The sequence below is a fragment of the Paraburkholderia sabiae genome (assembly GCF_030412785.1).
In the GTDB taxonomy this organism is placed as follows: domain Bacteria; phylum Pseudomonadota; class Gammaproteobacteria; order Burkholderiales; family Burkholderiaceae; genus Paraburkholderia; species Paraburkholderia sabiae.
This window is the reverse complement of sequence record NZ_CP125295.1, coordinates 1,572,078-1,596,446: the sequence shown is the minus strand read 5'-3', so window position 1 is coordinate 1,596,446 and position 24,369 is coordinate 1,572,078. Positions and strand designations below refer to the sequence as shown.

Below are 24,369 nucleotides of genomic sequence, written 5' to 3'. Positions count from 1 at the left end.
CAGCGGCAGCAGGCTCGCGTGCCGCGCGGCACGGGTTTCCGCCCTGGCGACTGCCGCCGCGCGGCACCGATTGTTCTACCCCGTCCCGGCCGGCCGCACGGCGCGCCCAGGCAGTGTCTGGCGCAACGTAACAGCGCATTTTAAAGAAATCAAGCGGCGCAGAACGTGATTTTTTTGTAAGAATTCCCTCATGATTGTGCCCCGACGTACGTAAATACACCGTGCCGCACCGTTCGGGACGGCTCGCGCCGACGCTTTCGCAGTTATCAACAGAAACCGTGGAAAGCCCTGTGGACAAGCCTCCCGCAAGTACGGCAAGCCGTTGATGTGACAGTCATTTTACCGGTCGCCCGATTTCGATCCGCGTGCAACCGCCCGTCACGATTTAGTCTTATGATGGATCGACGCGCGCCAAGCAGGATTCGCCGCCTGCCCGGATTCCACCGCAGTTCGACACCAACAAAGAACGCGAGCCGATCTATGAACAAGCCCAGCGAACGCATCGTCGTCTTCGTGACGCCCGCCCAGAAACGCGCCATCTCCGCGACGGCCGACAACCTCGGCATCAGCGTCAGCGAACTCATGCGCCGCGCGGTGCTGAGCTTCGGCGCGACCAGCGAACAGGTGAAGGCGGCGAGCATCGTCGACCGGCTGCGCGCGCCGCGCCAGCCCGACGCGCTGAACGAAGCACTGCAACGCGTCGCGCGGGCCAGCAAACATGTCCGGCAAGCGACGCCGGCGGCGCTCAAGTCACCCGCTCCGCGCGACAAAGCCACGTCGACTGAAAACGATCCCGCATTCGCCGCCGACGATACCTCGCACGAAGCGCTTGCACCCATCGATCTCGCGCGCCCAGCCGATCTTGCTGCCGAATCTGCGGTTACCCTCTCTGCGCTCGACGAAAGCACGGATGAAGATGCCGCCGCTCAGGCGGCCGCGCGCGTCGCAGCCGCAAAAGCCGCCGCGCTCGCGTCCGACGATGCAGCGGACACTCACGCAAGCGCCGACACGCGCTCGCCATCGAGAGCCCCCACACTGCTCACGTCAAAACGCAACGCTGCGGGCAAGCGTCATCAGGAGCAGGAGGACGACGAATCCGGCATCGATCCCGCCGAAGGCAACGGCCGCTTCGCGTGAACTTGCAGCGACGTGTCGCGTCGTATCGTCGGCTATCCGAAAGAATACGTTCATACGCGTCGGCACGTTTCGACACGCTTTGACAAATGCGCATGCTGATTCGTTCATGTCGATGCGCGCACTCGCACACGCGGCAAAAGATTGCAAAAATAGCGGCCAAATCACGCAGAAAATCGCGCTTTAAGGCGGTTTTAAGAGTACACGTGGTGTAATATCCGCGAGCTGTTGAATACCCGGTCATGCATCGCTTTCGAAGCGGTAACGAAGCATGAACGTGTGTGCGAATGAAGGTTAAATTTGCGTACCGCTATTGCAATCTGCACGCGTGCCCCGATGTCAGGACCGGCTGCTTCGTCATCCTGCGACATGTGTGAACGGACACTGTCGGATGACATGCAGCATGACCCGCAGTGTCGCGGATCGCAGCGTAAACTACGTGTAGTCGACGTCGTCACGTACGCCGTTCCACGCGCCGGGTATTCAGCGTCGATTTCAATCAATGGAGGGTTTCATGTCGCTTTTTGACAGCATCACGCGGACAGTCAAAGGTCTCTTGAACGACGCAGCCGATTCCGTGCAGGACCCGTCGCGTGATGCGCGCCAGATCGTGCGCGAACTCGACGAGAGCATCGCGAAAGCGGAGAACTCGCTGATCGAGATTCAGGCGCAGGTCGCGACGCAGCAAAGCAAGCGCGACGTGGCGGCCGACAAGGCGAAGAAGTATGAAGACGGCGCGAAGCGCGCGCTGCAGTCAGGTGACGAAGCGCTCGCTCGCGAAGCACTCGGCGCGCAGGCGACGGCCGAAGCCGAACGCGACGCGCTCGCCAAGGAACTGACCACGCTCGAGCCTTCCGTCGAACAGTTGAAGACGCAGATCGACGACATGCGTCAGCGCCGCAACGACCTGAACGCGCGCTCGAACATCCTGCAGGCCAAGCAGCAGATCGCGCAGGCCAAAGATACGGCGGCGACCGCGCTGGGCGGAATCGGCGGCAAGAATCTTGCTGAAGATTTTCAGAAGCTGGAAGACAAGGTGGCGCTGTCGAATGCACGTTCCGACGCGCGCCTGAATTCCGCTGACACGAAGAGCGGCAAGGCGCTCGACGACAAGCTCGCCGACCTGAACCGCGGTCCGTCCGTCGACGACCGTCTCGCCGCATTGAAGAAGCAGCTGGACACGCCTGCGCAGTAAGCGCGACAGGCGATGTGCCGCGCGGTATGCGTGGTTAGCAACGAACCGCGCGGCACGGTAACTCGATAGTCATGGAGACGGGCGTCAATGCGCCCGGCCCGCATCATGAAAAAACTTCTCGCAGCAGCCGGTGTTTCCCTGACGCTCTCGTTGATGCTCGTCTCGGGCGCGGCGTTCGCGGTGCCGACGGCGACGCAGATCGAAACGACGATCCAGCAGGGCAACTGGCCGAAGGCCGACGCGCAGTTGAGTGAAGTGCTGAAGGCGCATCCCGACAGCGCTCGCGCGCACTATCTGTACGCCCAGGTGCTCGACCGCGAAGGCCGCCCCGCCGACGCGCTCGCGCAGCTGCAACAGGCCAAGACGCTCGATCCGCAAGTCCGCTTCACGGACCCGGGCCGATTCGCGGAAACGGAAGCGCGGCTGCGCTCGGACGCAGCGCGTGTAAGCGGCGGTACCTCGCATCGCACGGGCAATCCGTTCGCGCAGCAGGAATCCGCGCCCGCTACACAGGCCGCCACGCAGTCTGCAATCCAGCAGGCGCCCGCGCGGCACGGTCCGTCGATGGGCATGTGGATCGGCATCGTGGTGCTGATCGGCGCGATCGCGCTGATCTTGCGCTGGACGCTGCGCCGCGCGCGCTCGCAGGACGATACGCGCGCCAACGACGATCGCCGCGTGCAGCTCAAGCGCGCGACCGACCTGCTCAACGATGTGCGTTCGCTGAAGCTCGACGTGAAGCTGTCGACGGCGCCCGGCCACGAAGCGCTCGAACGCGAAGTGGAAGGCGCCGAGACGCAGTTGCGGCAACTCGTCGAATCGCTGTCGAACAGCAAGAACCCGGTGCCGCCGTATCAGCTCGAAGATCTTGAGCGACAGGTGGCGAGCCTCAAGGCGCGTGCCGAAGGCCGGCCCGATCCGAACGCGGCGGCTGCGTCGACAGCTGCAGGCGAGTCGCCTTATGCACGCGAAGCGAACGAAGCGTTCGGCCGCGGCCAGCAGACGGGCTATCCGCCGAACTACCCGCCGCAAGCGCCCTATCCGTATCCTCCGCAACAACAGCAGCCGCCCGTTATCGTGCAGCAAGGCGGCGGCTTCGGTGGCGGTATGGGCGGGCTGCTCACGGGCGTTCTGCTGGGCGAAGCGCTCAACTCCGGCCGCGATCGCGTGGTCGAGCGCGATGTGATCGTCGACGACGAATCGCGCAAACGCGGCGGCAACGACGCGGGTTCGATCGACTTCGGCCAGGGCTCCAACGACTGGAGCGATGGCGGCGGAGACGGCAGCGTCGACATGGGCAGCAACGACGACTCGGGCGGCTGGAACGATACCTGACCTTTAACGGCGAGTGTTTTCGTATCAAGCGCCAAGCGCCAAACGCAAAGGGCTCCTTACGGAGCCCTTTTTCATTGCTCTTCGTATCGCGGTACGACCGCTCGTGTCAGCCGTGTGCCTCGTGCTGCGCGAGCACGACGGCACCCGCGAACAGCCTGACGATGAAGCGCTCCGCGTAGTCGATCAGCGACTCGCGTTGCGCAGCATTGCCGATAAATTCGTGCGACAGATGGAACAACTGCAGCACGATCTGCGTGCAGATTTCTTCGACGGTTTCGCGCGGCAGCGAAGGCATCAGATTCAACTGGACGACGTCCTCGGCCATCTCCGTCGACACTTCGTTCAGGTTGACGCGCACCGCTTCGCGCAGCACGGGCGACGTGCCGTGATATTCGGCGAGCGCGCTCAGAAACGCCTCGCGATTTTCCAGCGCAAACGCAAAGAAGGCCGCGCATGCGCGGCGCGGCACGCTATGCGGTTCGTCGTGCGCAGCGAGCCAGCGTTCACGCCGCAGCATCGGCCGCAGACGGCGGCTGACCCATTCGACGGCTTCGCGCGCGAGGTCGTCGAGCGTGTCGAAGTGCCGGTAGAAAGTGTTCGGATTGAGTTCGGCCTCCCGCGCGAGTTCGCGCAGGCCAAGACTCGCGAAGCTGCGCCCACTGGCCGTGAGCCGTAACGCCGCCTCGATCAGTTTGCGCTTGCCGGGCGCGAGTTCCAGTTCAGATGCGGGTTGCATGAGCGTCCGTTAACGATGCAATGCGGCCGATCCGATGTCTCGACCTTCGAGCGAGCACTGTACAACGATCTTGACGCGATGTGTACAGTTGTCTACCCTGCGCTTTAACCGTCGTAGACGGATGTAGACAAAACTATTTTCATCCTAATCGCCATCGCGAGTTTTCGGACTCGAACGATGCGCCGGAGCGCCTGACCCATGCCCTCTCCCCGTCCTGCCGAGATGCGAATCGCGATTATTGGAAGCGGCTTCTCGGGCATCGGCATGGCCATCCGGCTCAAGCGGCTCGGCTATGCATCGGTCTCGATCTATGAAGCGGCGGGTGAGTTGGGTGGCACCTGGCGCGACAACAGCTATCCGGGCGCTGCATGCGATGTGCCGTCGCACCTGTATTCGTTTTCATTCGAAGCGAATCCGGCGTGGTCGCGGGCGTTCAGTCATCAACACGAGATACTCGCGTATCTGAAGCATTGTGCACGCAAGTATCAGGTAGACAGTGCAATCCAGTTCAATGCTCGCGTGACGGCTGCGCGTTTCGATGAAGCACGCCTCGTGTGGTTACTCGACATCGCACGCAATGGCGTGCATGAAACCGTCGAAGCGGAAGTCGTGATCGCGGCGAGCGGCCCGTTGTCTCGTCCCGCGATGCCGCGCATCGACGGAATCGATACGTTCGGCGGCAAGATCTTTCATTCGGCATGCTGGGATCATGCTTATCCGCTCGAAGGCAAGCGCGTCGCTGTCATTGGCACGGGCGCGAGTGCAATCCAGTTCGTGCCGCAGATTCAACCGCGTGTCGCGGAGTTGCTGCTGTTCCAGCGCACCGCACCGTGGATCATGCCCAAGCCCGACAAGCCGATCAGCGATCGCGCGCGCTGGCTCTTCAGGCATTTGCCGTTCACGCAGCGCTTCGTACGCAACGCGATCTACTGGCAGATGGAGTCGCGCGGTATTGGCTTCTTTGTGAGTCCCAGGCTTGCGAATCCGGCGATGAAATTTGCGCGCAGCTACCTCGAACGGCGCGTGAAGGATCCTGCACTGCGCGCGAAAGTCACGCCCGACTACCGGCTCGGATGCAAACGCGTATTGCTGTCGAGCGACTACTATCCTGCAGTCCGCCAGCCGAACGTGAATGTCGTGACGACGCCGATTCGCACTATCGTGCACGACGGCATTGTGACGACCGATGGTGTGCATCACGCCGTCGATGCGATCATCTGCGGCACTGGATTTCAGGTCAACGACGTCGGTGCACCGTTCGATGTATCGGGCATCGGCGGCGCCGACCTCGGCGCGCTGTGGCTGCGCGATGGTCCGCAAGCGTACCTCGGCACGAGCATCGCGGATTTTCCGAACTTCTTCATGATGGCGGGCCCGAACACCGGCCTTGGCCACAACTCGATGATCTACATGATCGAGTCTCAGGTGCAATACATTGCCGACTGTCTGCGCGAACTGCAGCGCCGCGGCGCGCGCACGATGAATCTTCGTGCAGATGTGCAACGCGCATTCAATGAGCGCCTGCAACTCGACATGCAGCAGACAGTCTGGACGAGCGGCTGCCACAGTTGGTACCAGACGAAGAGCGGCAAGGTTACCGCAATCTGGCCGGGCTTCACGTTCACCTTCCGCCGCCGCACGCGTCGCGTGCGCGGCGGCGAATACATCTATTCACGTTAGGAGTCTGCACCGAAGACAGGTGATTTCATACCGTACCCAACAGGGAGACGAAAAAATGAAAAAAGTCGAAACCAACCGGAAAGTGCATGCGACGCTGCCGGCCCGCTCGTTCGCAGCGCGCCTCGGCCTCACCAGCGTTCCGCGCGATGAACTAAAACGCCGTTACACCCAAGCCGGTTCACGATTCGTGCAGATCATGGGCACCGATGTGCACTACATCGACGAAGGCACGGGTGACAGTACGATTGTGATGATCCACGGCTTCGCGTCATCGCTGCATACCTGGAACGATGTTGCATCTGCGATGGCACGCGACTATCGCGTGATCCGGCTCGATCTCCCGCCGTTTGGCGTAACAGGTCCGCTGCGCAATGCGGCGGGCGTCATCGAAACAACGGATCTGCCCACCTATCGGCGCTTCATCGACACGTTCATGCAGGCGCTCGGCATCGCGCGTGCAACGCTGATCGGCAATTCGCTGGGCGGTCTGCTCGCGTGGGATTACGCGGTGCGCCACCGCGATGCCGTCGGGCGGCTCGTGCTGATCGATGCCGCAGGCTTTCCAATGAAGCTGCCCATCTATATCGGTCTGTTCAATCATGCGCCGGTGCGACTGAGCGCGCCGTGGTGCCTGCCGGAAGCGATCATCACGAGCGCCGTGCGCAATGTCTATGGCGACGCGCGCAAGATCGCGCCGGACGTATTGCGCCGCTACGTCGAGTTCTTTCATGGCGAAGGCACGCGCGAAGCGATCGGCAAGATGGTGCCGACGCTCGATTTCGCCGATCTCGATACCAACGTGCTGGATGCACTCGATGTGCCGACGCTGATACTGTGGGGTGCAAAAGATCGCTGGATTCCGCCTGCACATGCAGCGGAATTCGCCCGCCGTATTCCAGGTGCACGATCGATCATGTACGACGGACTCGGACATATCCCGATGGAAGAAGCGCCGCAACGGGTACTGCAGGACTTGCATGCATTTCTCGGCACAACCGACACAGCACGTATTCCATTGCAGGTCTAGCGCCCGTTCTGCGGATATCCGACATACACGAGCGTCTCATAGACGAAGTCGACCGTGCCGTCCTGTGCGGTACGGTCGAACAGTTCACGCAACGCAGCGAGCATCGGTTCATGATTCGGATGCCCGGCTTTCGGCGCGTAGGACGACGACATCAACCGGCCCTTCAGCCCGTCGAAGTCGAGCCGCTGAGCGTTCGGCATACGCGCCATATGGGCGAGACGGTCGCCGAACCAGACGGCCATCGACGCGTCATCGCCATAACGCTCGGACACGGACTGATAGTCATCGCTGAAACGGCGTAACAACGCTTCGTAACCGGCAAGAAAAGGCGTGCCGTCGAGCAGCCGGCTATTCCACATCAACGCGATCAGACCGTGTGGCCTCAGAATGCGCGCGAATTCCTGTCGCGCGGCAATGGGATCGAACCAGTGGAACGCCTGCGCCGCGATGACGAGATCGACGCTCGCGCTGTCCAGTGACGTCGCTTCGCCGGTGCCGGCTACGCTGGTATAGCCCGCGTAATCTTTGAGCCACTCATCGGCGGCGGCTCGCATCGCCTGATTGGGTTCGACGGCAACGACGGGATGCCCCGCGTCCAGAAACAGGCGCGCCGAAATGCCCGTGCCCGCGCCGATGTCGGCAACCTGGGCGTCGTCCGCCAGTCCGCAGGTCGAATGCAGGAACGTGACGATTTCGCGTGGATAGCCCGGCCGGTATTTGACGTAGTCGGACACACGGTCGGTGAAGCGCTGGGTGGAATCATTGTGCATGTTCGGCCATCACTCACAATGCGAAGGATGTCAGCTTACTGCAGTTCATCCTGCACTGCGTGACAGTGCATGGCATTGCGCTTCCTGTTCAGCCGCCGCCCAGCAGGCGTAACAGCCCCCACAGGAACTTGCAGACCATCACGATCAGTTCCCATAGATACACCAGCTGTTCCCAGCCCGATACGCGCGCAAAGGTTTCAATCATCGGTCATTGGTTGGGGATTCGACAGACATGCGGTATGGCGTGCGCACGAACCGCGATCGTACCCGATCCGACTGCGGGATAGTCCCTATCAAGCACTCGCGTAAGGGGCCGTAGAGAAACCGTAAACGTGTGACACGCGTGCAATTCATGTACCGCACTTCATCCGCGGGGTGTCGATCGATGAACTCGCTCGGCTGCGACATGCACTGACACGCATATCAGAAAGACATCGAGACAGCACGCGACCGCGTCGCGCGGTTCAGGAGACTTGGAACATGACGGGCTTTTTCAATCGCCGCTCGCGCCGCAATGGCGGCACTTCTTCCGTTGTCGGCGAGATCGCCGCGCAGGCGGGCAAGCTCGGCATCGAGATCTGCGACGTGTCCGGTCATATCGAAGAAGTCGCCGCGCGCGTCGAGCGACAAGCTGACGTGTGCCACACGCTGCGCCAGTCGGCGGCGGCAACGCTCGCGGGCAACCATCGCATCGCCGCTGCGGCCCGCGAAATGAGCACGGTGACAGCGCAAGCCGCGGGCGATGTCGAAAGCTCGCAGCAGACACTCGACGGATCGCTGTCCGATATACACGGGCTGGTCGAAGGCGTGACGGTGATCGAGAGCCAGATCGGCGCGTTGCGCGCGGCACTCTCGCACGTGAGCCGTGTGTCGGAAGAAATTTCGCTGATCGCCCGGCAAACGCACCTGCTCGCCCTGAACGCAGCGATCGAAGCCGCCCGCGCCGGCGATTTCGGCAAAAGCTTCGCCGTCGTCGCGGCCGAGGTAAAGACGTTGTCCGCGAAGACAGCACAGGCGACGGGTCAGATCGAAACGACGCTCGCCCAGCTCACCGAACAGACGGAGCGTCTGATCACCGAAGGCGCCGAAAACACCGCACGCGCGCAACGCGTACGCGAAGGCACGCGAATGATCGGCGACGTCGTGCATACGACCGGCCACGCCATCATGCAATTGAATGCAGAGGCAAACCAGATCGCGACGCTGTCCGGTGAAATTGAAGAGCAATGTAATGCATTCGAATCGCAGGTGCTGGAGATTGCGACGGACGTCGAGCATTCCGGCGAGAATTTCGTGCAGGCGAAGAACCGGCTCGGCAGTCTGCTCGGCGTATCGGAGAGTCTGATCGAACTGACGGCGGCCACGGGCGCTGCAACGGCCGACACGCCCTTCATCGACGCCGTCGAACGGGCGGCAGCGAAAGTCGGCAAACTGTTCGAAGCGGCCATCGCACGCGGCGAACTGACGATGAGCGACCTGTTCGACGATCGCTACGTGTCCGTGCCCGGCACGAACCCGCCGCAGTTCGTCACACGTTTCACCGAAGCGACCGACCGGATCCTGCCGCTCGTCCAGGAGCCGATGCTCGAACTGGATCCTCGCGTGGCCTTCTGCGCAGCCGTCGACGTGCGCGGCTACCTCCCCACTCACAACCTCAAGTTCTCGCAGCCGCAGCGTGATGACCCCGTCTGGAACGCCGCAAACTGCCGCAATCGACGGATCTTCAACGACCGGACGGGCCTGACTGCCGGCACCAGTACGAAGCGATTTCTGTTGCAGACGTACCGGCGCGACATGGGCGGCGGCGAGTATGCGCTGATGAAGGATGCGTCGGCGCCGATCTTCGTCAATGGCCGGCATTGGGGCGGTCTGCGGATCGGCTACCGGATCTGAGCCTGCACTTTGGTGCCTTCGCATGAAAAATGGCCGGCACCCTCACGGGCGCCGGCCATCTGCATTGAAGTGCTGGCAGCAGCCTGAATCAGATTGCCATCGCCAGACGCCGCTTCTCGGCACGCTGCATGAAGTGATTGGCGATCACCACGCCCACCGTGACGACGGCGATGAACAGCGTCGCGAGCGCGTTCATTTCCGGATTCAGCCCCAGACGCACGCGCGAGAACACCACCAGCGGCAGCGTCGTCGATCCCGGACCAGACAGGAACGCGGACAGCACCAGATCGTCGATGGACAGCGTGAACGACAGCAGCCAGCCCGCGACGAGCGCCTGCGAGATCAGCGGCAACGTGATGAAGAAAAATACACGCAGCGGCGTTGCACCAAGGTCGAGTGCAGCTTCCTCAAGCGACGGATGCAGGTCGCGCACGCGCGACTGCACAATAATCGCAACGTAGGAAATACACAGCATCACGTGACCGATCCAGATCGTGAAAATGCCGCGTCCTGCCGGCCAGCCGAGCCACTTGCCCATTTCGATGAACAGCAGGAGCAGCGAAATGCCCTGGATCACCTCAGGAATCACCAGCGGCGCGTTGATCATGCCGGTGTACAGCGTGAAGCCGCGGAACCGTCCCATGCGCGCGAGCACGAACCCCGCCCACGTGCCGATGATCACCGACGCGAACGCGGTCAGCAACGCCACTCGCAGCGACAGCCATGCGGCGTTGATCAGTTCTTCGTCCTGCAGCAAGGCCGAGTACCAGCGCGTCGAAAAGCGCGTCCATACCGTCACGAGCTGCGACTCGTTGAACGAATACACGACGAGGCTGACAATCGGCACGTAGAGAAACGCGAAGCCGATCGCGAGCGCGATGAACTGCAATACACGATTGGGCTTCATCAGCGCTTCTCCTCCAGTTCCTTCGCCTGCGCGTACTGGAACAGCGCCATCGGCACGAGCAGCAGCAGCACCATTGCGCAGGTGACGGCGGAAGCCATCGGCCAGTCGGCGTTGTCGAAGAACTCATTCCACATCACGCGGCCAATCATCAACGTGTTCGCACCGCCGAGCAGTTCAGGAATCACGTACTCGCCCACCGCGGGGATGAACACGAGCAGACAGCCCGCGATGATGCCGTTCTTCGACAACGGCAGCGTGATCCGCCAGAAGGCCGTCCACGGCTTCGCGCCGAGGTCGTAGGCGGCTTCGAGCAGCGTCATGTCCATCTTCACCAGATGCGCGTAGAGCGGCATCACGAGGAACGGCAGGTACGAATACACCATGCCGATGTAGACGGCCGTGTTCGTGTGATACAGCTCGATAGGCGAATGAATCAGCCCGATCGACATCAGGAAGTTGTTCAGCAACCCGTTGTTCTTCAGGATGCCGATCCACGCATACACGCGGATCAGGAACGACGTCCAGAACGGCAGCATCACGGCCATCATCAGCAGGTTGCGCGTAGCCGGGTTCGAACGCGCGATGTAGTACGCCATCGGATAACCGAGCAGCAGACACAGCAACGTCGAGATCGCGGCGACGACCACCGAGTTCACATACGTCGCGAAGTACAGGCTGTCCGTCAGCAGAAACGCGTAGTGCGACAGGTCGAGCGCGATGTGAACGACGCCGTCCGTGAACGTCGTCAGTTCCGTGTACGGCGGAATGCCGAGTTGAAGATCGGCGAAGCTGATCTTCACGACCAGCAGGAACGGCGCGAGAAAAAACAGCAGCAGCCAGATGAACGGCCCCGCGACGACGGCCGTGCGCCCCGTCAGATGGAAGCGGCGCACGGGCCACATCATGAAGGAATGCAACGCGCTTTTCATGACGTCAGCACCACGCCCGCCGATGCGCTCCAGCGCACGTACACTTCGTCGCCCCAGGTCGGCGTTTCGATCTCGGACAGCGCGAGGCTCGATACGTTGGCGATCACCGTTTTGCCCGCATCGAGCTTCACGTGATATAGCGAGTAGCCGCCCATGTACGCGATGTTCGTGACGGTGCCCTTGCCCCAGTTGAATGCGCCTTCGGGCGGCTTGCGAGTGAGCGCGATACGCTCGGGGCGCACCGAGATCGTCACGGGCATGCCGAGCGGTCCCGTGATGCCGTGGCTCACATACAAACGCACGGGCAGATCCGGCGTTTCGATGTACACGTGATCGGGCTCGTCCTCGACGACGTTGCCGTCGAACAGATTCGTCGAACCGATGAATTCCGCCGAGAAGCGGCTGTTCGGATACTCGTACACTTCGTTCGGCGTGCCGAGTTGCACGATCTCACCTTCGCTCATCACGGCGAGTCGGCCCGCCATCGTCATCGCCTCTTCCTGATCGTGCGTGACCATGATGCAGGTGACGCCGACCTTGTCGAGAATATTGACGAGTTCGATCTGCGTACGCTGGCGAATCTGCTTGTCGAGCGCGGACATCGGCTCGTCAAGCAGCAGCAGCTTCGGACGTTTCACCAAAGAACGTGCAAGCGCCACGCGCTGCTGCTGTCCGCCCGACAGCTGATGCGGCTTGCGTTTCGCAAAGCGCCCCATCTGCACGAGTTCCAGCGCGGACTGCACGCGCTCCTTCAGTTCGGCCTTCGCCACGCCTTCCTGCTTGAGACCGAACGCGACGTTCGCTTCGACCGTCATGTGCGGAAAAAGCGCATACGACTGGAACATCATGTTGACGGGACGGCGATACGGCGGCATCTGCGCGAGGTCTTCGCCGTCGATCAGGATCTTGCCCGACGTGACCGTTTCCAGGCCCGCGAGCATGCGTAGAAGCGTCGACTTGCCGCAACCGGAACTGCCGAGCAGCGCGAACAGCTCGCCCTTCTTGACGGACAGATTGACGCCCTTGACCGCGACCGTCTCGCCGAATTTCTTCACGACGTCGACGATCTGCACGAAGTTTTCCGCTGCATTCTGCGCAGCGGCGGAATTGCCCGAGGACGACACGCCGGCCCCTGCCAGCACGTTCGACTGGTCACTCATGATCTGCTGCTTCTCTCCCTGCATTTGACGAACAAAGCCCCCGGCTGGATACCGAGGGCTTCATGATGATGCTTTCCTGCGCAACCTTGATCCGCGACGCTTAGCGGCCGGACTTGAACTCGGTCCACAGCCGCGTCTGCAGACGCTGGATTTCAGGCGGCAGCGGCTTGAGCAGGAACAGCGTCTTGACGACGTCCGCCGGCGGATAGACGGCCGGATCGTTCGCGACATCCTTGTCCACGTACTTGCGCGCTTCCGCGTTCGCGCTCGGGTAGTACACGGCATTCGTGATGGCTGCGTGGACCTGCGGCGTTTCGATGTAGTTGATCCACTCCGCGGCCGCTTCCTTGTTCTTCGCGTCCTTCGGAATCGCCATCACGTCGAACCACACGGGCGCGCCGCCCTTCGGAATGTAATAGTCGATCTTGAACGGCTTCTTCGCTTCCGCCGCGCGATGCTTCGCGATCACGACGTCGCCCGACCAGCCGTACGCGAAGCAGACATCGCCGCCGACCATATCGTTGATATAGCCCGACGAGTTGAACTGCGTGATGTACGGACGGATCTTCTTCATCATCGCGAGCGCTTCGCGATAGTCGGCGGGATTCGTGCTCATCGGATCTTTGCCGATGTAGTGCAGCGCGGCCGCGAACATCTGGTCCGGCGCGTCGAGCACGGACACACCGCATGCCTTCAGCTTCGAAATGTTTTCCGGCTTGAAGAGAACGTCCCAGCTGTCGAGGGCCACGCCCTTGCCGAGAATCTGCTGCGCCTTCGTCACGTTGTAGCCGAGGCCCGTCGTGCCGTACGCCCAGGGTACCGTGAACTTGTTGCCGGGATCGGCGCCTGCGACGAGCGCCATCAGCGCGGGATCGAGGTACTTGAGGTTCGGGATCTTCGACTTGTCGAGCGGCGCGAAGATGCCCGCTGCGATCTGCTTGCCCGCGTAGTTGCTGGTCGGCACGACGATGTCGTAGCCCGAATTGCCCGTCAGGAGCTTGGCCTGCAGCGTGTCGTCGCTATCGTAGTTGTCGTACTTGACCTGGACGCCCGTCTGCTTGGTGAAGTTCGGAATCGTGTCCTTGGCGATGTAGTCCGACCAGTTGTACACATTCAGTTGTGTATCTTTTGCCGCCGCCGACATGAAAGGCGTCGCGCACAGTACCAGCGCAGCCAGTTGGCCCACCACCCGTTTCTTCATTCCGTTCTCCGTTCTGACCGGCGCGAAACCGGTCGACTACCCCGCCTCAAGCCGCTGCGTGCCGCTGGCGGCTCCCCTTGAAAAACCCGAAAACTACCATCAATCGATGCCCGATTCAAAAAAAACCGCCAGATGTCGCGCAAAGGGTACAGCGCGCGGCTTTCCGAGGGTCCGGCTCAACTGGCAAACCGGTTCTGGTATCGAATGAATCGGGCACCGCCGCGTCCCGTCAGACCTGCACCGGTCTGCATGCGGTCACGCCGCGGCAAAATTTGGCCGCAATTTTATCGGGTTATCGCGTCCTGTCCACCCGAAAAAAACCCCCTTTCCTGCATCGGAGCGTCACGTGTAGGGCAGGCTCGCTGAAGCGGACTGCATCCCGGCTGAAACGCGTCTTTCTCCATCACTATAGACTGTCAAATAAGCCCAGATAGTGGCGCCACGCGATGTACCGGACTGCATGGCATAAGGCTTGCCCGCGTGGAAAGCGTCTTCCGCCGTCAGAGAGCGATGAACACGAACCCGTTCATATCGAGTGCCTCCCGCCGCCGGCGCCGCCGCGGCACAGGTTCGCCGCGTCCGCAGAACTGGATTTCATTCGTCGGCGCGGGCGCGCTCGTCGCGGTCGGCTACATGGATCCCGGCAACTGGGCGACGGCGCTCGCAGGCGGCGCGAGCTACGGCTACACGCTGCTGAGCGTGGTGGTCGCGTCGAGCCTGATGGCGATGCTGCTGCAATGGGTGTCGTCGCGGCTGGGCGTCGTGACGGGGCGCGACCTCGCGCAGCACTGTCGCGAACGCACGAGCCGGCGCATGACGCTGTTTCTGTGGGTGACCAGCGAGATCGCGATCATCGCCTGCGATGTCGCCGAAGTGGTCGGCAGCGCCGTCGCGCTGCAACTGCTGTTCGGCGTATCGCTAACGGCGGGCGTGCTGATGTCGGCCTTCGGCACCTTCGCGATGCTCGCGTTGCAGCGACACGGCCGCCGCACGCTGGAGACGGTCGTCGTCGCGCTGATCCTGTTCGTCGGCTTGTGCTTCGTGATCGAACTCGCGCTCGCGCGACCGGACTGGCGCGCGGCGCTGACGGGTGCGGCACCCAGCGCCGAACTCCTCCGCAACGCAGGAATGGTGTGGCTGGCGGCCGGCATTCTGGGCGCGACCGTCATGCCGCATAACCTCTATCTGCATTCGGCACTCGTCAAAACCCACGCGCACTCGGACAGCGCCGCCGATATCGGCGACGCCCTGCGCGGCGTCAACTTCGGCACCTTCAGCGCGCTTTCATTGGCTTTCGTCATCAATGCAGCGCTGCTGATCGTGTCGGCTGCCGTGTTCCACGCGAGCGGCCACCGCAACGTGACGGATCTCGCCGATGCGCACCGGTTAATCGCGCCCATCGTCGGCTCGCACTGGGCCGCCATCCTGTTTGCGGCCGCGCTGCTCGCATGCGGGCTGAGCGCGACCGTGACGGGGACGCTGGCGGGTCAGGTGGTGATGGAAGGCTTCCTGCAGATCCGGCTGCCGCGCTGGCAACGCGCGTTGCTCACGCGCTCGCTCGCTATCGGGCCGGCGCTCGTGGCAGTCGGACTGTTCGGCCCGAATGGCTCGGCACAGTTGCTGGTCGCAAGCCAGGTCGTGCTGAGCCTTCAGTTGCCGCTCGCCGTCGTTCCGCTGATCCGCTTCGCATCGGATGCGCGGCTGATGCATGACTGGCGCGTGCGCGGCGTGCCGCTCGTGCTCGCGTGGGCATGCGCGGCGGGCATCATTGCACTGAACGGCGCACTGATCTGGGAAACGGCGACGGGTTGAATGGCGATCCATCGCCGTCGCAACGAAATGCATTGCAAGCGGATGCAGCGAAGTGCAATGCATCGTAATGCATTGAAAGCTCAGTGCAGCCTGCACCGTCGTGGATGCATGCTGCGCGCAAACGTGCAATGCAACTTGGCCCAAACGGAAATCAGGCGCCGAAAGCCGGTTTCGCTTTTGGTTTACCATAGCGGACCGCACGCATTTCCCGCCCAAGGTATCTCGATGTCATCGAATCTGCACGACCTCCCCGACAGCCCATGCATCGGCGTCTGTTCGACGCTCTTCGACGAAGTCTGCAAAGGCTGTGGCCGTACGGCGGCGGAAGTGTCGAACTGGGTGTTTCTCACCGACGACGAGAAACGCGCCGTCTGGACGCGCATCGAGCGCGACGGCACGGCAATGCGTTTCAAATACGACAAGCTGTGAAGCCAACTGCACGGATGAAACTCCGCGCATGCACTGACCCGAACAGCAAAAACGCCGGCTCGTAAGAGGCCGGCGTTTTTCATTGCATGTTCGTTAGACGAAGGATGCTCAGAACTTCATCCCGACGCCCACGCCGACAATCAACGGATCGATATGCAGCGTGCCGAGCGATGCGCCATTGAGCGATGCATCCGTTTTCATCCAGATTTTCTTCACATCGACGTTGGCGAATACCGATTTCGTCAGTTGCACATCGACGCCCATCTGCAACGCCGGACCGAAGCTGCTGCGCTTGACCGAAATCTGCTGGTCGCCCGCATGCAGTCCGTTGTTGTAGAAGTACGTATAGTTCACGCCCGCGCCGACATAGGGCCGGACCTGTCCCTGATGATTGAAGTGATACTGAAGCAACAGCGTGGGCGGCAACACGTTGACACCTCCGAGCCCGCCGAGGCTCGACGTCAACTGGTGCCGCGACGTGGCGAGAATCAGCTCCACGCCGATGTTGTCGCGGATCATGTAGGTGAAATCGAGTTCAGGCACGGTCGCATTGTTGACGTCGACGTTCAGCGTCGACAACGTGTCGCTGGTGCGTGTCTGCGGGACGATGGAAATGGCGCGCAGACGCACGAGCACGTCGCCGGCATGGATGCCTGAGGTCGGGTCGCTGTCGGCGGCGAATGCGTGCGCGGAGGTCAGCGCCAGCCCTGCCATACACAGTGCAGCCGCGATCGATCGAATTGTTGTGTTCATAAGCTACCCTGATTTTTTTGTGTGGTTGCGCGAGTAGCGAAGCGTCGCGCGAGAGCATTGTCGAAGCTCCCTGCGCAGCGCTCCTTGACTCCCGTCAACCCAGGGAAAACGCAAGGCGTCCTGCGACAGCCGGTCGCGCCACACCTGTCAGCAGCAGTTCGAGCAGATCGCGCACGCTGCGAATTGCATTGCCGAACGGCAATGCTTCGCGCCCCCGAAAGAACAGTCCGTTGTTCACGTCTCCGCGCAATGCAGCTGCGAGCCGCGTGTCAATGCAGAAGTGACCGAACTTTTCGATACCGTCGCGCAGACCACATGCACTCAGGCATTCGAGTGCAGTCGGACAGGCGCGCTTGAGTGCACCGATCTTCGTGCGAATGCGCGTTTCGTTACGCAGGTAGCGCTCGAGCCATGGCGTCTTCACGGCACGCGCCGGCAAGCCCGTCACACTGACGAACTCCACGATGTCGTCTGGCGTCGCATCGGCCAGCACGCGCTTGAAGCGGGGATGCGCATCGCCTTCTTCGGTGACCGCGAACGGGGTGCCGACCTGTACGCCGTTCGCACCGGCGTCGAGACATGCACGGACCGCTTCATGACTGTTGATGCCGCCTGCAACGATCACCGGCACTTGAGTTCTGCTGATCTGCAGTGAAGTGAAGAGCGCGTCGATTTCGTGCAGGACGCGTGTGAACTCGAAACGCGCGTCGTGCATGTCGTCGAGATTCGTCACGCCGAGATGACCGCCGGCATGCGCCGGATGCTCGATCACAATGGCATCGGGCAAGCGGCCCTTCTTCATCCACTTCTTCAGCACCACGCCGACGCCGCGGCTGTCGGAGAGAATCGGAATTAACGCGATATCGTGCCCTTGCGTGAGATCGGGCAAATCAAGCGGCAGGCCGGCTCCCATCACGATCGCGTCCGCGCCTTCTTCGCAGGCGATACGCACGTAGTCCGCATGCGCGTTGACGGCCTTCATCACGTTGACGGCGATCATGCCGCGCCCTTCGCTCAGCTTTCGCGCAGCCTGGATTTCGCGCATGAGCGCGGTGCGGTTCGTGTCTTCGAGCGTCGCGCGATCGGGCATCGCGCGGCAGCGTTCGAGCAGGTCCGCGTGATGATGGCGCAGATCGATACTGGCGATCGTGCCGAGCGCACCTTCGCGCGCCACGCTGCCGGCAAGCCGATGCGCGGACACGCCGACGCCCATGCCGCCCTGCACGACAGGCAAGAGCGAGCGCCCACGAATCACAAGCGGATCGAACGGATGAGAAGGAAACATGAGAGGCCTCCGTCGTCGACGGGATTCGACGAAAAGCCTCGATGGTCGCAACTGGAGGATGCAGTATGTTGCGTGAAGTCAAACAAAAAGCGCGTGCCGATTATCGACACGCGCTTTCGTTGCGCTTCGTCAGTCGTCGTGCGCGCCGCGTCAACGTGAAACGGCTTGCGACGCGCATGCAGGTTTATGCAGGCTTGCTGACCTTCAACTGCATTGACTTGTACTCGAGATACTCTTCGAGTCCGTATGTGCCGTTCTCGCGGCCATGGCCCGACTGCTTGAAACCGCCGAACGGCGCGACCATATTCCATGCACCGCCATTGATATCGACCTGCCCGGTGCGCATGCGCCGCGCGACGCCCATCGCGCGCTCGTCGCTACCGGCCCACACTGCACCGCCGAGTCCGTACACCGAATCGTTGGCGATGCGCACTGCTTCCTCTTCGTCCTTGTACGTGAGGATGGTCAGCACGGGCCCGAAGATTTCCTCCTGTGCGATCGTCGCCTTCGGATGCACTCGGCCGAACACCGTCGGCTTCACGAAGAAGCCCTTCGAGATGCCATCCGGCATTCCGGTGCCGCCTGTGATGAGTTCCGCACCCTCTTCGATGCCACTCGAAATATATTGCTGCACGCGAGTCTGCTGTGCAGCCGAAGCAAGCGGACCGAGACGCGTCGTCTCGACACGCGGATCGCCCGCGACGAATGCCTCAGCCGCTTTCCTGGCAAGTTCGCGCGCTTCGTCGTAGCGCGACTCCGGCACGATCATGCGTGTGTGCGCCGAACACGTTTGCCCCGAGTTCAGGAAGCATGCACTGACGGTGCCCTTGATTGCAGCCGCAAAATCGGCGTCGTCGAGAATCACCGATGCCGACTTGCCGCCCAGTTCCAGTGCAACCCGCTTCACCGTCGCGGCTGCCAGTTCCGAGACACGCTTGCCTGCACGCGTCGAACCCGTGAACGACACCATATCGACGGACGGATGACTGGCGAGCACTTCTCCGACCACCGGGCCATAACCGCTAACGAGGTTGAACACGCCTGCGGGCAACCCTGCTTCATGAATCGCTTCCGCCAGCACGAAGGCATTGAGCGGCGCTACTTCCGAAGGCTTGAGCACGATAGTGCAGCCAGCCGCAAGCGCGGCGGCCACCTTCAGCGTGATCTGGTTCAGCGGATAGTTCCACGGCGTGATCGCGGCCACCACGCCAACGGGTTCACGCACGACAAGTGAATTGCCGACCTGCTCCTCGAACTGGAATTCACTCGCGAGCTTTGCATAGGCATTCCAGTTGTACACGGGACCGCCGACCTGGATCGCCCGCGCCAGCTTGATCGGCATACCGACTTCACCGCAGATGAAACCTGCCAGTTCATCCGTGCGTGCCTTGAGGTTGTCTGCAATCTTTTGCAGGTAAGCGCCGCGCTCTTTGGGCGATGTTGCGGCCCAACTGTCGAAGGCTGCGCGCGCGGCAACAATCACGGCTTCAGCATCGGCTTCGATCCCTTCGGGGATACGGCCCATCACTTCTTCCGTGCCCGAATCGATCACGTCGATTGTCCCCGTGCCGCAGGGCTTGATCCATTTGCCGTCGATGTAGAAGTGCTCGAAGGTCTTCATTGTCGTGCGTCCTGTCTCCTGGATAGTCTGCTCATTTTACTCGCGGACCACAGACGCGATCGGACACGTGCAACATCCGTCCGTACGTGACAGCGAACGAATTGGCGACGGCAAATAAAAAACCCGCTTCGTCGGAAGCGGGTTTTGAGGATGTTGCTAGTACGTTGCTTACTGCAAGCCCTGGCTCGACAGGAAGTCTTCGTAATTGCCGCCGAAGTCGTTCAGCGTGCCATCCGTCTTCACTTCGATGATCCGGTGAGCCAGTCCGCTCACGAACTCACGGTCGTGCGAGACGAAGATCAGCGTGCCGTCGTACTTGTCGAGCGCGATCTGCAGCGATTCGATCGATTCCATGTCCATGTGGTTCGTCGGCTCGTCCATCAGCAGCACGTTGTGGCGGCCGAGCATCAGCTTGCCCCAGATCATGCGGCCCTTCTCGCCGCCCGACAGCACCTTCACGGACTTCCTGATGTCGTCTGCATTAAAGAGCAGGCGGCCGAGCGTGCCACGCACCATCTGCTCATCGTCGCCTTCCTTGCGGTACTGGTCGATCCAGTCCATCAGCGTGACGTCGCCCGGGAACTCTTCGTACGTGTCCTGCGGCATGTAGCCGACATTCGCGTTCTCGGCCCATTTCACCGAACCGTGCTCCAGCGCCAGGTTGCCGAGCAGCGAGCGCAGCAGCGTCGTCTTGCCCGCGCCGTTCTCGCCGATAATCGCGATGCGCTCGCCCGGTTGCACGCTGAGGTTGAAGTTGTTGAAGATCGTTCGGTCGTACTTCTTCGTGATGCTGTCCGCGACCACTGCAATATTGTGCAGCTTCTTCTCATACTCGAAGCGGATGAACGGGTTCTGACGCGATGACGGCTTGAATTCCTCGATCTTGATCTTGTCGATCATCTTCAGACGGCTGGTCGCCTGACGTGCTTTCGACTTGTTCGCCGAGAAGCGGCGCACGAAGTCCTGCAGGTCGGCGACACGTTCCTTCGCCTTCGCGTTCGCAGCCTGCTGACGCTCGCGCGCCTGCGTGCTGGCGAGCATGTAGTCGTCGTAGTTGCCCGGATAAACCTTGAGCGTGCCGTAGTCCATGTCCGCCATGTGCGTGCAGACCTGGTTCAGAAAGTGACGATCGTGCGAAATGATGATCATCGTCGAGTCGTACTCGTTCAGCACGTCTTCGAGCCAACGGATGGAGTTGATGTCCAGGTTGTTGGTCGGTTCGTCGAGCAGCAGCACGTCGGGCTTCGAGAACAGCGCCTGCGCGAGCAGCACGCGCAGCTTCCAGCCGGGCGCGACGTTGCTCATCGGACCATTGTGCAGGTCTATCGAGATACCGATGCCGAGCAGCAGTTCGCCCGCACGCGCTTCGGCCGTGTAGCCGTCGTATTCGGCGAACTTTGCTTCCAGTTCGGCCGCGTGCATGTAGTCGTCGTCGGTCGCTTCCGGGTTCGCGTAGATCGCGTCGCGCTCGGTCATGGCCGCCCACATTTCCGTGTGGCCCATCATCACGACGTCGAGCACGCGCACGTCTTCGTACGCGAACTGGTCCTGACGCAGCTTGCCGAGACGGACGTTCGGCTCGAGCATCACGTTGCCCGAACTTTGTTCCAGGTCGCCGCCCAGGATTTTCATGAACGTCGACTTGCCGCAACCGTTCGCACCGATCAGGCCGTAGCGGTTGCCTTCGCCGAATTTGACCGAGATGTTCTCGAACAGGGGCTTCGGCCCGAATTGCATGGTGATGTTGGCAGTAGACAGCACGGCGCGTCCCTTTGAATGATAGATCGGCGAAAAACCAAATATTTTAGCAGGTTATCGCGTCACGCGCGCCGCGCTCCGGGCGGCTGCGATGAGCCCGCTACCCATTTTTACGTGGCGTCTGCAACACGTCGATGAAACCGGACAGATCTGCATCCGCGAGTCCCATCGCTGCACCCAGACGCAACAGTTGCTGCACTGTCCCCGAAACCGGCATTGGAGTGCCTGTTTCATATGCAGCCGCTGCAATCGTGTCGACATCCTTCTGGAACGTGCTCAATGCACCGATGGGCGGCTGGCCAGATTGCGTCATGCGCGGCACGAAGGTCTGCAGCAGCACCGAGTCGGCCCAGCCGCCCGCGAGGGCCTGCGTCAGCCGCGCAGCATCAATGCCGCTGCGCTGCGCAAGGCTGACAGCCTCGGCGATGGCCGCCACTGTCGACGTCACGATTGCCTGATTGCACAGCTTGGTGGTCTGTCCAGCACCCGCCGCGCCCATATGCGTGACGCGCGCCGCATAGGCCCCGATGACGGGCGTCACGGCGGCGACGTCGGCCGCCTCGCCGCCCGCCATTACGGCGAGCGTTCCCGCCATCGCGCCCGACACGCCACCCGACACGGGTGCGTCGATCCAGCCTATGCCCGCTTCGGCGGCACGCCGGGCAAAAGCGCGGGTCGCGGACGGCGGGATGCTGCCGTGATCGACGATCCAGCGCACGGCGCTGTCGCCGTTCTGCTGCAGCACGGCGGGCACGATTCCGTTTGCGCCGAACACCACTTCCTCCACGGCCGCCGCATCGAGTACACACAGGAAAACCGCTTCAGCCCGGCCGACGAGTTCGGCAGGCGTCGACGCAACCGTTGCACCATCCGGCACGAGCGCTTCCGCCTTCGCGCGCGTGCGGTTCCAGACCTGCACTGCATGACCTGCACCCAGAAGATGACGAATCATCGGCGCACCCATCAGTCCCGGCCCGCAAAAACCAATCTCCACTTTTTTCTCCTTCATTCGATGCACAGCATGCATCGGATTGCGTCCGCCGTGCATCGGCGGCATTCGAACCGTTCATGATACCGGCCGCATCGCGTCGCAGCATGTCGGGCACGCGACGTGCAATCTGGTTCGTTCACGCGAAACACATTGCCTATACTTTTTCGACCACCAGGAGGTGCATCATGAGCGACCACGTGTACAAGCACATCGAATTGACGGGTTCGTCCACGAAATCCAGCGACGACGCGATTCGCTGCGCGATCGAAAAGGCGAGCAAAACACTGCGCAATATGCACTGGTTCGAAGTCGTGGAGACGCGCGGTCACATCGAGGACGACAAGGTCCTGCACTGGCAGGTCACACTGAAGGTCGGCTTGCGCATCGAGGATTGAGGCGGCGTCGATTTGCGAGCAACGCGCAACGCGCATTGGAATGCGCGCTGAGCGCTGGCAAGTCCAAGGGCCCATGAAAAAAGCTGCATCCGGTATGACGCCGGATGCAGCTTTTAGCGTGCGCGCATGAAGCGCGAGTCGACACACTACAGTTCGACCGATGCGCCCAGCAAACCTTCGTGCCGCACGCATTTCATTTCGGCACTTTACTTCGGCAGCGAACCGTCCACGCCCTCGACGTACCAGTTCAGGCGCTGCAGTTCGGGATCGGCGAGCGTCTTGCCGGCAGGCACCTTTACAGCGCCCGTTTGATCCTTGATCGGTCCCGTGAACACGTCCCACTTGCCGCTCGCCAGTTGCGTCCGCTTCGCATCGACATCCTTCATTGCATTGGCCGGAATCGCCGACGTATTCAGGTCTTCGAGATTGACGGCCTTCTGCGGAATGCCCCACCACACCGGATCGTTCTTCCACTTGCCGTCCAGCACCTGCTGAATGACAGCCGTGTAGTACACGCCCCAGTGCGCGACGACTGAACCAAGATGCGCGTCGGGACCGAACTTCTTCATGTCCGAATCCCAGCCGAATGCATGCACATGCTTCTCGGAGGCCGTGGCGAGCGTCGCGCTGGAATCGGTGTTCTGCAGCAGCACGTCGGCACCCTGACCGATCAGCGTTTCGGCCGCCTGCTTCTCCTTGCCCGGATCGAACCAGCTGTTGATCCAGATAACCTTGGTATGCACCTTCGGATTCACCGAACGCGCGCCGAGCGTATATGCATTGATGTTGCGCACCACTTCAGGAATCGGTACCGACGCCACGAAGCCGAGTGTATTCGTCTTCGTCACGTAGCCTGCTGCCACGCCCGCAAGATACGCACCCTGATACATGCGGACGTCGTAGGTGCCGAAGTTCGCTGCCTTCTTGTAGCCCGTCGCATGCAGGAAAGTTGTGTCGGGGAAATCCTTTGCCACTTTCAGTTCGAAATCCTGAAACCCAAAGCTCGAACCGAAGATGATCTTGTTGCCCTTGTTCGCCAGGTCGCGGAACACGCGCTCCGAGTCGGCGGATTCCGGCACGTTCTCGACACGCGTGATCTTGATCTTGTTGCCGAACTTCGCTTCCACTTCTTTCGAGCCCTGGTCGTGCGCGTAGGTCCAGCCCGCATCACCCGGGTTGCCGATATACACGAACGCGACGCCGGGCACATCGGCGGCCTGGGCCGTCGACGTCAGCGCGCCGCCCGTGGCGAGCGATGCGGCAGCAATCGCCAGCGCGCTCAGCATGGTTCTCTTTTTCATGTTTTTCTCCTGTCGTTGAATTAGATGTTTTGCTGGATGAACTGGCATGCACTATCC

21 protein-coding genes are annotated in these 24,369 nt (G+C 61.6%); 9 read left to right on the top strand and 12 right to left on the bottom strand.

The genetic code is table 11. From position 1 onward, the window contains the following. Window positions 1–480: 480 nt before the first annotated feature. From QEN71_RS07175 to QEN71_RS07165, 3 genes are all read left to right on the top strand, one after another. Window positions 481–1,137: a plasmid mobilization protein gene (locus QEN71_RS07175; RefSeq protein WP_201656236.1), complete on the top strand. Its 657-nt coding sequence runs from the start codon at window positions 481–483 to the stop codon at window positions 1,135–1,137. A gap of 511 nt (window positions 1,138–1,648) precedes the next feature. Further along, window positions 1,649–2,329 carry a PspA/IM30 family protein gene (locus QEN71_RS07170; RefSeq protein WP_201656234.1) on the top strand — a complete coding sequence of 227 codons (681 nt, stop codon included), beginning with the start codon at window positions 1,649–1,651 and terminating at the stop codon, window positions 2,327–2,329. Between the two features lie 105 nt (window positions 2,330–2,434). Beyond that, window positions 2,435–3,664 carry a tetratricopeptide repeat protein gene (locus QEN71_RS07165; protein ID WP_201656231.1) on the top strand — a complete coding sequence of 410 codons (1,230 nt, stop codon included), beginning with the start codon at window positions 2,435–2,437 and terminating at the stop codon, window positions 3,662–3,664. A gap of 106 nt (window positions 3,665–3,770) precedes the next feature. On the opposite strand, the gene QEN71_RS07160 is transcribed toward QEN71_RS07165, so the two are convergent. Next, window positions 3,771–4,400, bottom strand: coding sequence for a TetR family transcriptional regulator (locus tag QEN71_RS07160; protein WP_201656229.1), 630 nt, complete (start codon window positions 4,398–4,400; stop codon window positions 3,771–3,773). Window positions 4,401–4,598: 198 nt separating this feature from the next. Here QEN71_RS07160 and QEN71_RS07155 point away from each other — a divergent pair, with 198 nt between their 5' ends. Then, window positions 4,599–6,080: a flavin-containing monooxygenase gene (locus tag QEN71_RS07155; RefSeq protein ID WP_201656226.1), complete on the top strand. Its 1,482-nt coding sequence runs from the start codon at window positions 4,599–4,601 to the stop codon at window positions 6,078–6,080. Window positions 6,081–6,135: 55 nt separating this feature from the next. Further along, window positions 6,136–7,107, top strand: coding sequence for an alpha/beta fold hydrolase (locus tag QEN71_RS07150; RefSeq protein WP_201656223.1), 972 nt, complete (start codon window positions 6,136–6,138; stop codon window positions 7,105–7,107). Here QEN71_RS07150 and QEN71_RS07145 read toward each other — a convergent pair. After that, window positions 7,104–7,877, bottom strand: a complete 774-nt coding sequence (locus QEN71_RS07145) for a class I SAM-dependent methyltransferase (RefSeq protein WP_201656220.1) — start codon at window positions 7,875–7,877, stop codon at window positions 7,104–7,106. The two genes, QEN71_RS07150 and QEN71_RS07145, sit on opposite strands and share 4 nt — an antisense overlap. Window positions 7,878–8,357: 480 nt before the next feature. Here QEN71_RS07145 and QEN71_RS07140 point away from each other — a divergent pair, with 480 nt between their 5' ends. Further along, window positions 8,358–9,770, top strand: a complete 1,413-nt coding sequence (locus QEN71_RS07140) for a methyl-accepting chemotaxis protein (protein WP_201656217.1) — start codon at window positions 8,358–8,360, stop codon at window positions 9,768–9,770. A gap of 88 nt (window positions 9,771–9,858) precedes the next feature. Here the strand turns inward: QEN71_RS07140 and QEN71_RS07135 are convergent, their stop codons facing one another. The 4 genes from QEN71_RS07135 to QEN71_RS07120 form a co-directional block, all read right to left on the bottom strand. Continuing rightward, entirely contained in the window at window positions 9,859–10,677 is an 819-nt protein-coding gene (locus tag QEN71_RS07135; protein WP_201656214.1) for an ABC transporter permease subunit, read from the bottom strand. Beyond that, on the bottom strand, window positions 10,677–11,606 hold the full coding sequence (locus QEN71_RS07130) for an ABC transporter permease subunit (RefSeq protein ID WP_201656211.1): 930 nt from the start codon (window positions 11,604–11,606) through the stop codon (window positions 10,677–10,679). Before QEN71_RS07130 ends, QEN71_RS07135 begins: the two co-directional genes overlap by 1 nt. Next, window positions 11,603–12,766 carry an ABC transporter ATP-binding protein gene (locus QEN71_RS07125; protein ID WP_201656208.1) on the bottom strand — a complete coding sequence of 388 codons (1,164 nt, stop codon included), beginning with the start codon at window positions 12,764–12,766 and terminating at the stop codon, window positions 11,603–11,605. Before QEN71_RS07125 ends, QEN71_RS07130 begins: the two co-directional genes overlap by 4 nt. A 100-nt stretch (window positions 12,767–12,866) precedes the next feature. Next, complete coding sequence (locus QEN71_RS07120) at window positions 12,867–13,967, bottom strand: polyamine ABC transporter substrate-binding protein (protein WP_201656205.1); 1,101 nt, start codon at window positions 13,965–13,967, stop codon at window positions 12,867–12,869. A gap of 510 nt (window positions 13,968–14,477) precedes the next feature. On the opposite strand from QEN71_RS07120, the gene QEN71_RS07115 reads away from it, so the two are divergent. Beyond that, entirely contained in the window at window positions 14,478–15,779 is a 1,302-nt protein-coding gene (locus tag QEN71_RS07115; RefSeq protein WP_201656202.1) for an Nramp family divalent metal transporter, read from the top strand. A 225-nt stretch (window positions 15,780–16,004) separates the two neighbouring features. Beyond that, window positions 16,005–16,208 (top strand): DUF1289 domain-containing protein, encoded by a 204-nt coding sequence (locus QEN71_RS07110; RefSeq protein WP_201656197.1) that lies wholly within the window; start codon window positions 16,005–16,007, stop codon window positions 16,206–16,208. A gap of 108 nt (window positions 16,209–16,316) precedes the next feature. On the opposite strand, the gene QEN71_RS07105 is transcribed toward QEN71_RS07110, so the two are convergent. From QEN71_RS07105 to QEN71_RS07085, 5 genes are all read right to left on the bottom strand, one after another. After that, a complete protein-coding gene (locus QEN71_RS07105; RefSeq protein WP_201656194.1) occupies window positions 16,317–16,961 on the bottom strand; it encodes an OmpW/AlkL family protein in 645 nt (214 codons plus the stop codon). 94 nt (window positions 16,962–17,055) lie between these two features. Continuing rightward, window positions 17,056–18,246, bottom strand: coding sequence for an NAD(P)H-dependent flavin oxidoreductase (locus QEN71_RS07100; protein ID WP_201656191.1), 1,191 nt, complete (start codon window positions 18,244–18,246; stop codon window positions 17,056–17,058). Between the two features lie 184 nt (window positions 18,247–18,430). Next, window positions 18,431–19,867, bottom strand: a complete 1,437-nt coding sequence (locus QEN71_RS07095; protein WP_201656188.1) for an aldehyde dehydrogenase family protein — start codon at window positions 19,865–19,867, stop codon at window positions 18,431–18,433. A gap of 168 nt (window positions 19,868–20,035) precedes the next feature. Then, complete coding sequence (locus QEN71_RS07090) at window positions 20,036–21,628, bottom strand: ABC-F family ATPase (protein WP_201656185.1); 1,593 nt, start codon at window positions 21,626–21,628, stop codon at window positions 20,036–20,038. Window positions 21,629–21,725: 97 nt separating this feature from the next. Continuing rightward, window positions 21,726–22,673, bottom strand: a complete 948-nt coding sequence (locus QEN71_RS07085; RefSeq protein WP_201656448.1) for an NAD(P)-dependent oxidoreductase — start codon at window positions 22,671–22,673, stop codon at window positions 21,726–21,728. Between the two features lie 128 nt (window positions 22,674–22,801). On the opposite strand from QEN71_RS07085, the gene QEN71_RS07080 reads away from it, so the two are divergent. After that, a complete protein-coding gene (locus tag QEN71_RS07080) occupies window positions 22,802–23,011 on the top strand; it encodes a dodecin (RefSeq protein ID WP_201656182.1) in 210 nt (69 codons plus the stop codon). A gap of 206 nt (window positions 23,012–23,217) precedes the next feature. Here QEN71_RS07080 and QEN71_RS07075 read toward each other — a convergent pair whose 3' ends face one another. Further along, window positions 23,218–24,312, bottom strand: coding sequence for a BMP family ABC transporter substrate-binding protein (locus QEN71_RS07075; RefSeq protein ID WP_201656179.1), 1,095 nt, complete (start codon window positions 24,310–24,312; stop codon window positions 23,218–23,220). Between the last annotated feature and the right edge of the window lie 57 nt (window positions 24,313–24,369).

Excerpts from the sequence above, each read along its gene's own strand:
- QEN71_RS07175 (WP_201656236.1), top strand. The coding sequence starts at position 481 with ATGAACAAGCCCAGCGAACGCATCGTCGTCTTCGTGACGCCCGCCCAG.
- QEN71_RS07170 (WP_201656234.1), top strand. The coding sequence starts at position 1,649 with ATGTCGCTTTTTGACAGCATCACGCGGACAGTCAAAGGTCTCTTGAAC.
- QEN71_RS07165 (WP_201656231.1), top strand. The coding sequence starts at position 2,435 with ATGAAAAAACTTCTCGCAGCAGCCGGTGTTTCCCTGACGCTCTCGTTG.
- QEN71_RS07160 (WP_201656229.1), bottom strand. The coding sequence starts at position 4,400 with ATGCAACCCGCATCTGAACTGGAACTCGCGCCCGGCAAGCGCAAACTG.
- QEN71_RS07155 (WP_201656226.1), top strand. The coding sequence starts at position 4,599 with ATGCCCTCTCCCCGTCCTGCCGAGATGCGAATCGCGATTATTGGAAGC.
- QEN71_RS07150 (WP_201656223.1), top strand. The coding sequence starts at position 6,136 with ATGAAAAAAGTCGAAACCAACCGGAAAGTGCATGCGACGCTGCCGGCC.
- QEN71_RS07145 (WP_201656220.1), bottom strand. The coding sequence starts at position 7,877 with ATGCACAATGATTCCACCCAGCGCTTCACCGACCGTGTGTCCGACTAC.
- QEN71_RS07140 (WP_201656217.1), top strand. The coding sequence starts at position 8,358 with ATGACGGGCTTTTTCAATCGCCGCTCGCGCCGCAATGGCGGCACTTCT.
- QEN71_RS07135 (WP_201656214.1), bottom strand. The coding sequence starts at position 10,677 with ATGAAGCCCAATCGTGTATTGCAGTTCATCGCGCTCGCGATCGGCTTC.
- QEN71_RS07130 (WP_201656211.1), bottom strand. The coding sequence starts at position 11,606 with ATGAAAAGCGCGTTGCATTCCTTCATGATGTGGCCCGTGCGCCGCTTC.
- QEN71_RS07125 (WP_201656208.1), bottom strand. The coding sequence starts at position 12,766 with ATGAGTGACCAGTCGAACGTGCTGGCAGGGGCCGGCGTGTCGTCCTCG.
- QEN71_RS07120 (WP_201656205.1), bottom strand. The coding sequence starts at position 13,967 with ATGAAGAAACGGGTGGTGGGCCAACTGGCTGCGCTGGTACTGTGCGCG.
- QEN71_RS07115 (WP_201656202.1), top strand. The coding sequence starts at position 14,478 with ATGAACACGAACCCGTTCATATCGAGTGCCTCCCGCCGCCGGCGCCGC.
- QEN71_RS07110 (WP_201656197.1), top strand. The coding sequence starts at position 16,005 with ATGTCATCGAATCTGCACGACCTCCCCGACAGCCCATGCATCGGCGTC.
- QEN71_RS07105 (WP_201656194.1), bottom strand. The coding sequence starts at position 16,961 with ATGAACACAACAATTCGATCGATCGCGGCTGCACTGTGTATGGCAGGG.
- QEN71_RS07100 (WP_201656191.1), bottom strand. The coding sequence starts at position 18,246 with ATGTTTCCTTCTCATCCGTTCGATCCGCTTGTGATTCGTGGGCGCTCG.
- QEN71_RS07095 (WP_201656188.1), bottom strand. The coding sequence starts at position 19,867 with ATGAAGACCTTCGAGCACTTCTACATCGACGGCAAATGGATCAAGCCC.
- QEN71_RS07085 (WP_201656448.1), bottom strand. The coding sequence starts at position 22,673 with ATGCACGGCGGACGCAATCCGATGCATGCTGTGCATCGAATGAAGGAG.
- QEN71_RS07080 (WP_201656182.1), top strand. The coding sequence starts at position 22,802 with ATGAGCGACCACGTGTACAAGCACATCGAATTGACGGGTTCGTCCACG.
- QEN71_RS07075 (WP_201656179.1), bottom strand. The coding sequence starts at position 24,312 with ATGAAAAAGAGAACCATGCTGAGCGCGCTGGCGATTGCTGCCGCATCG.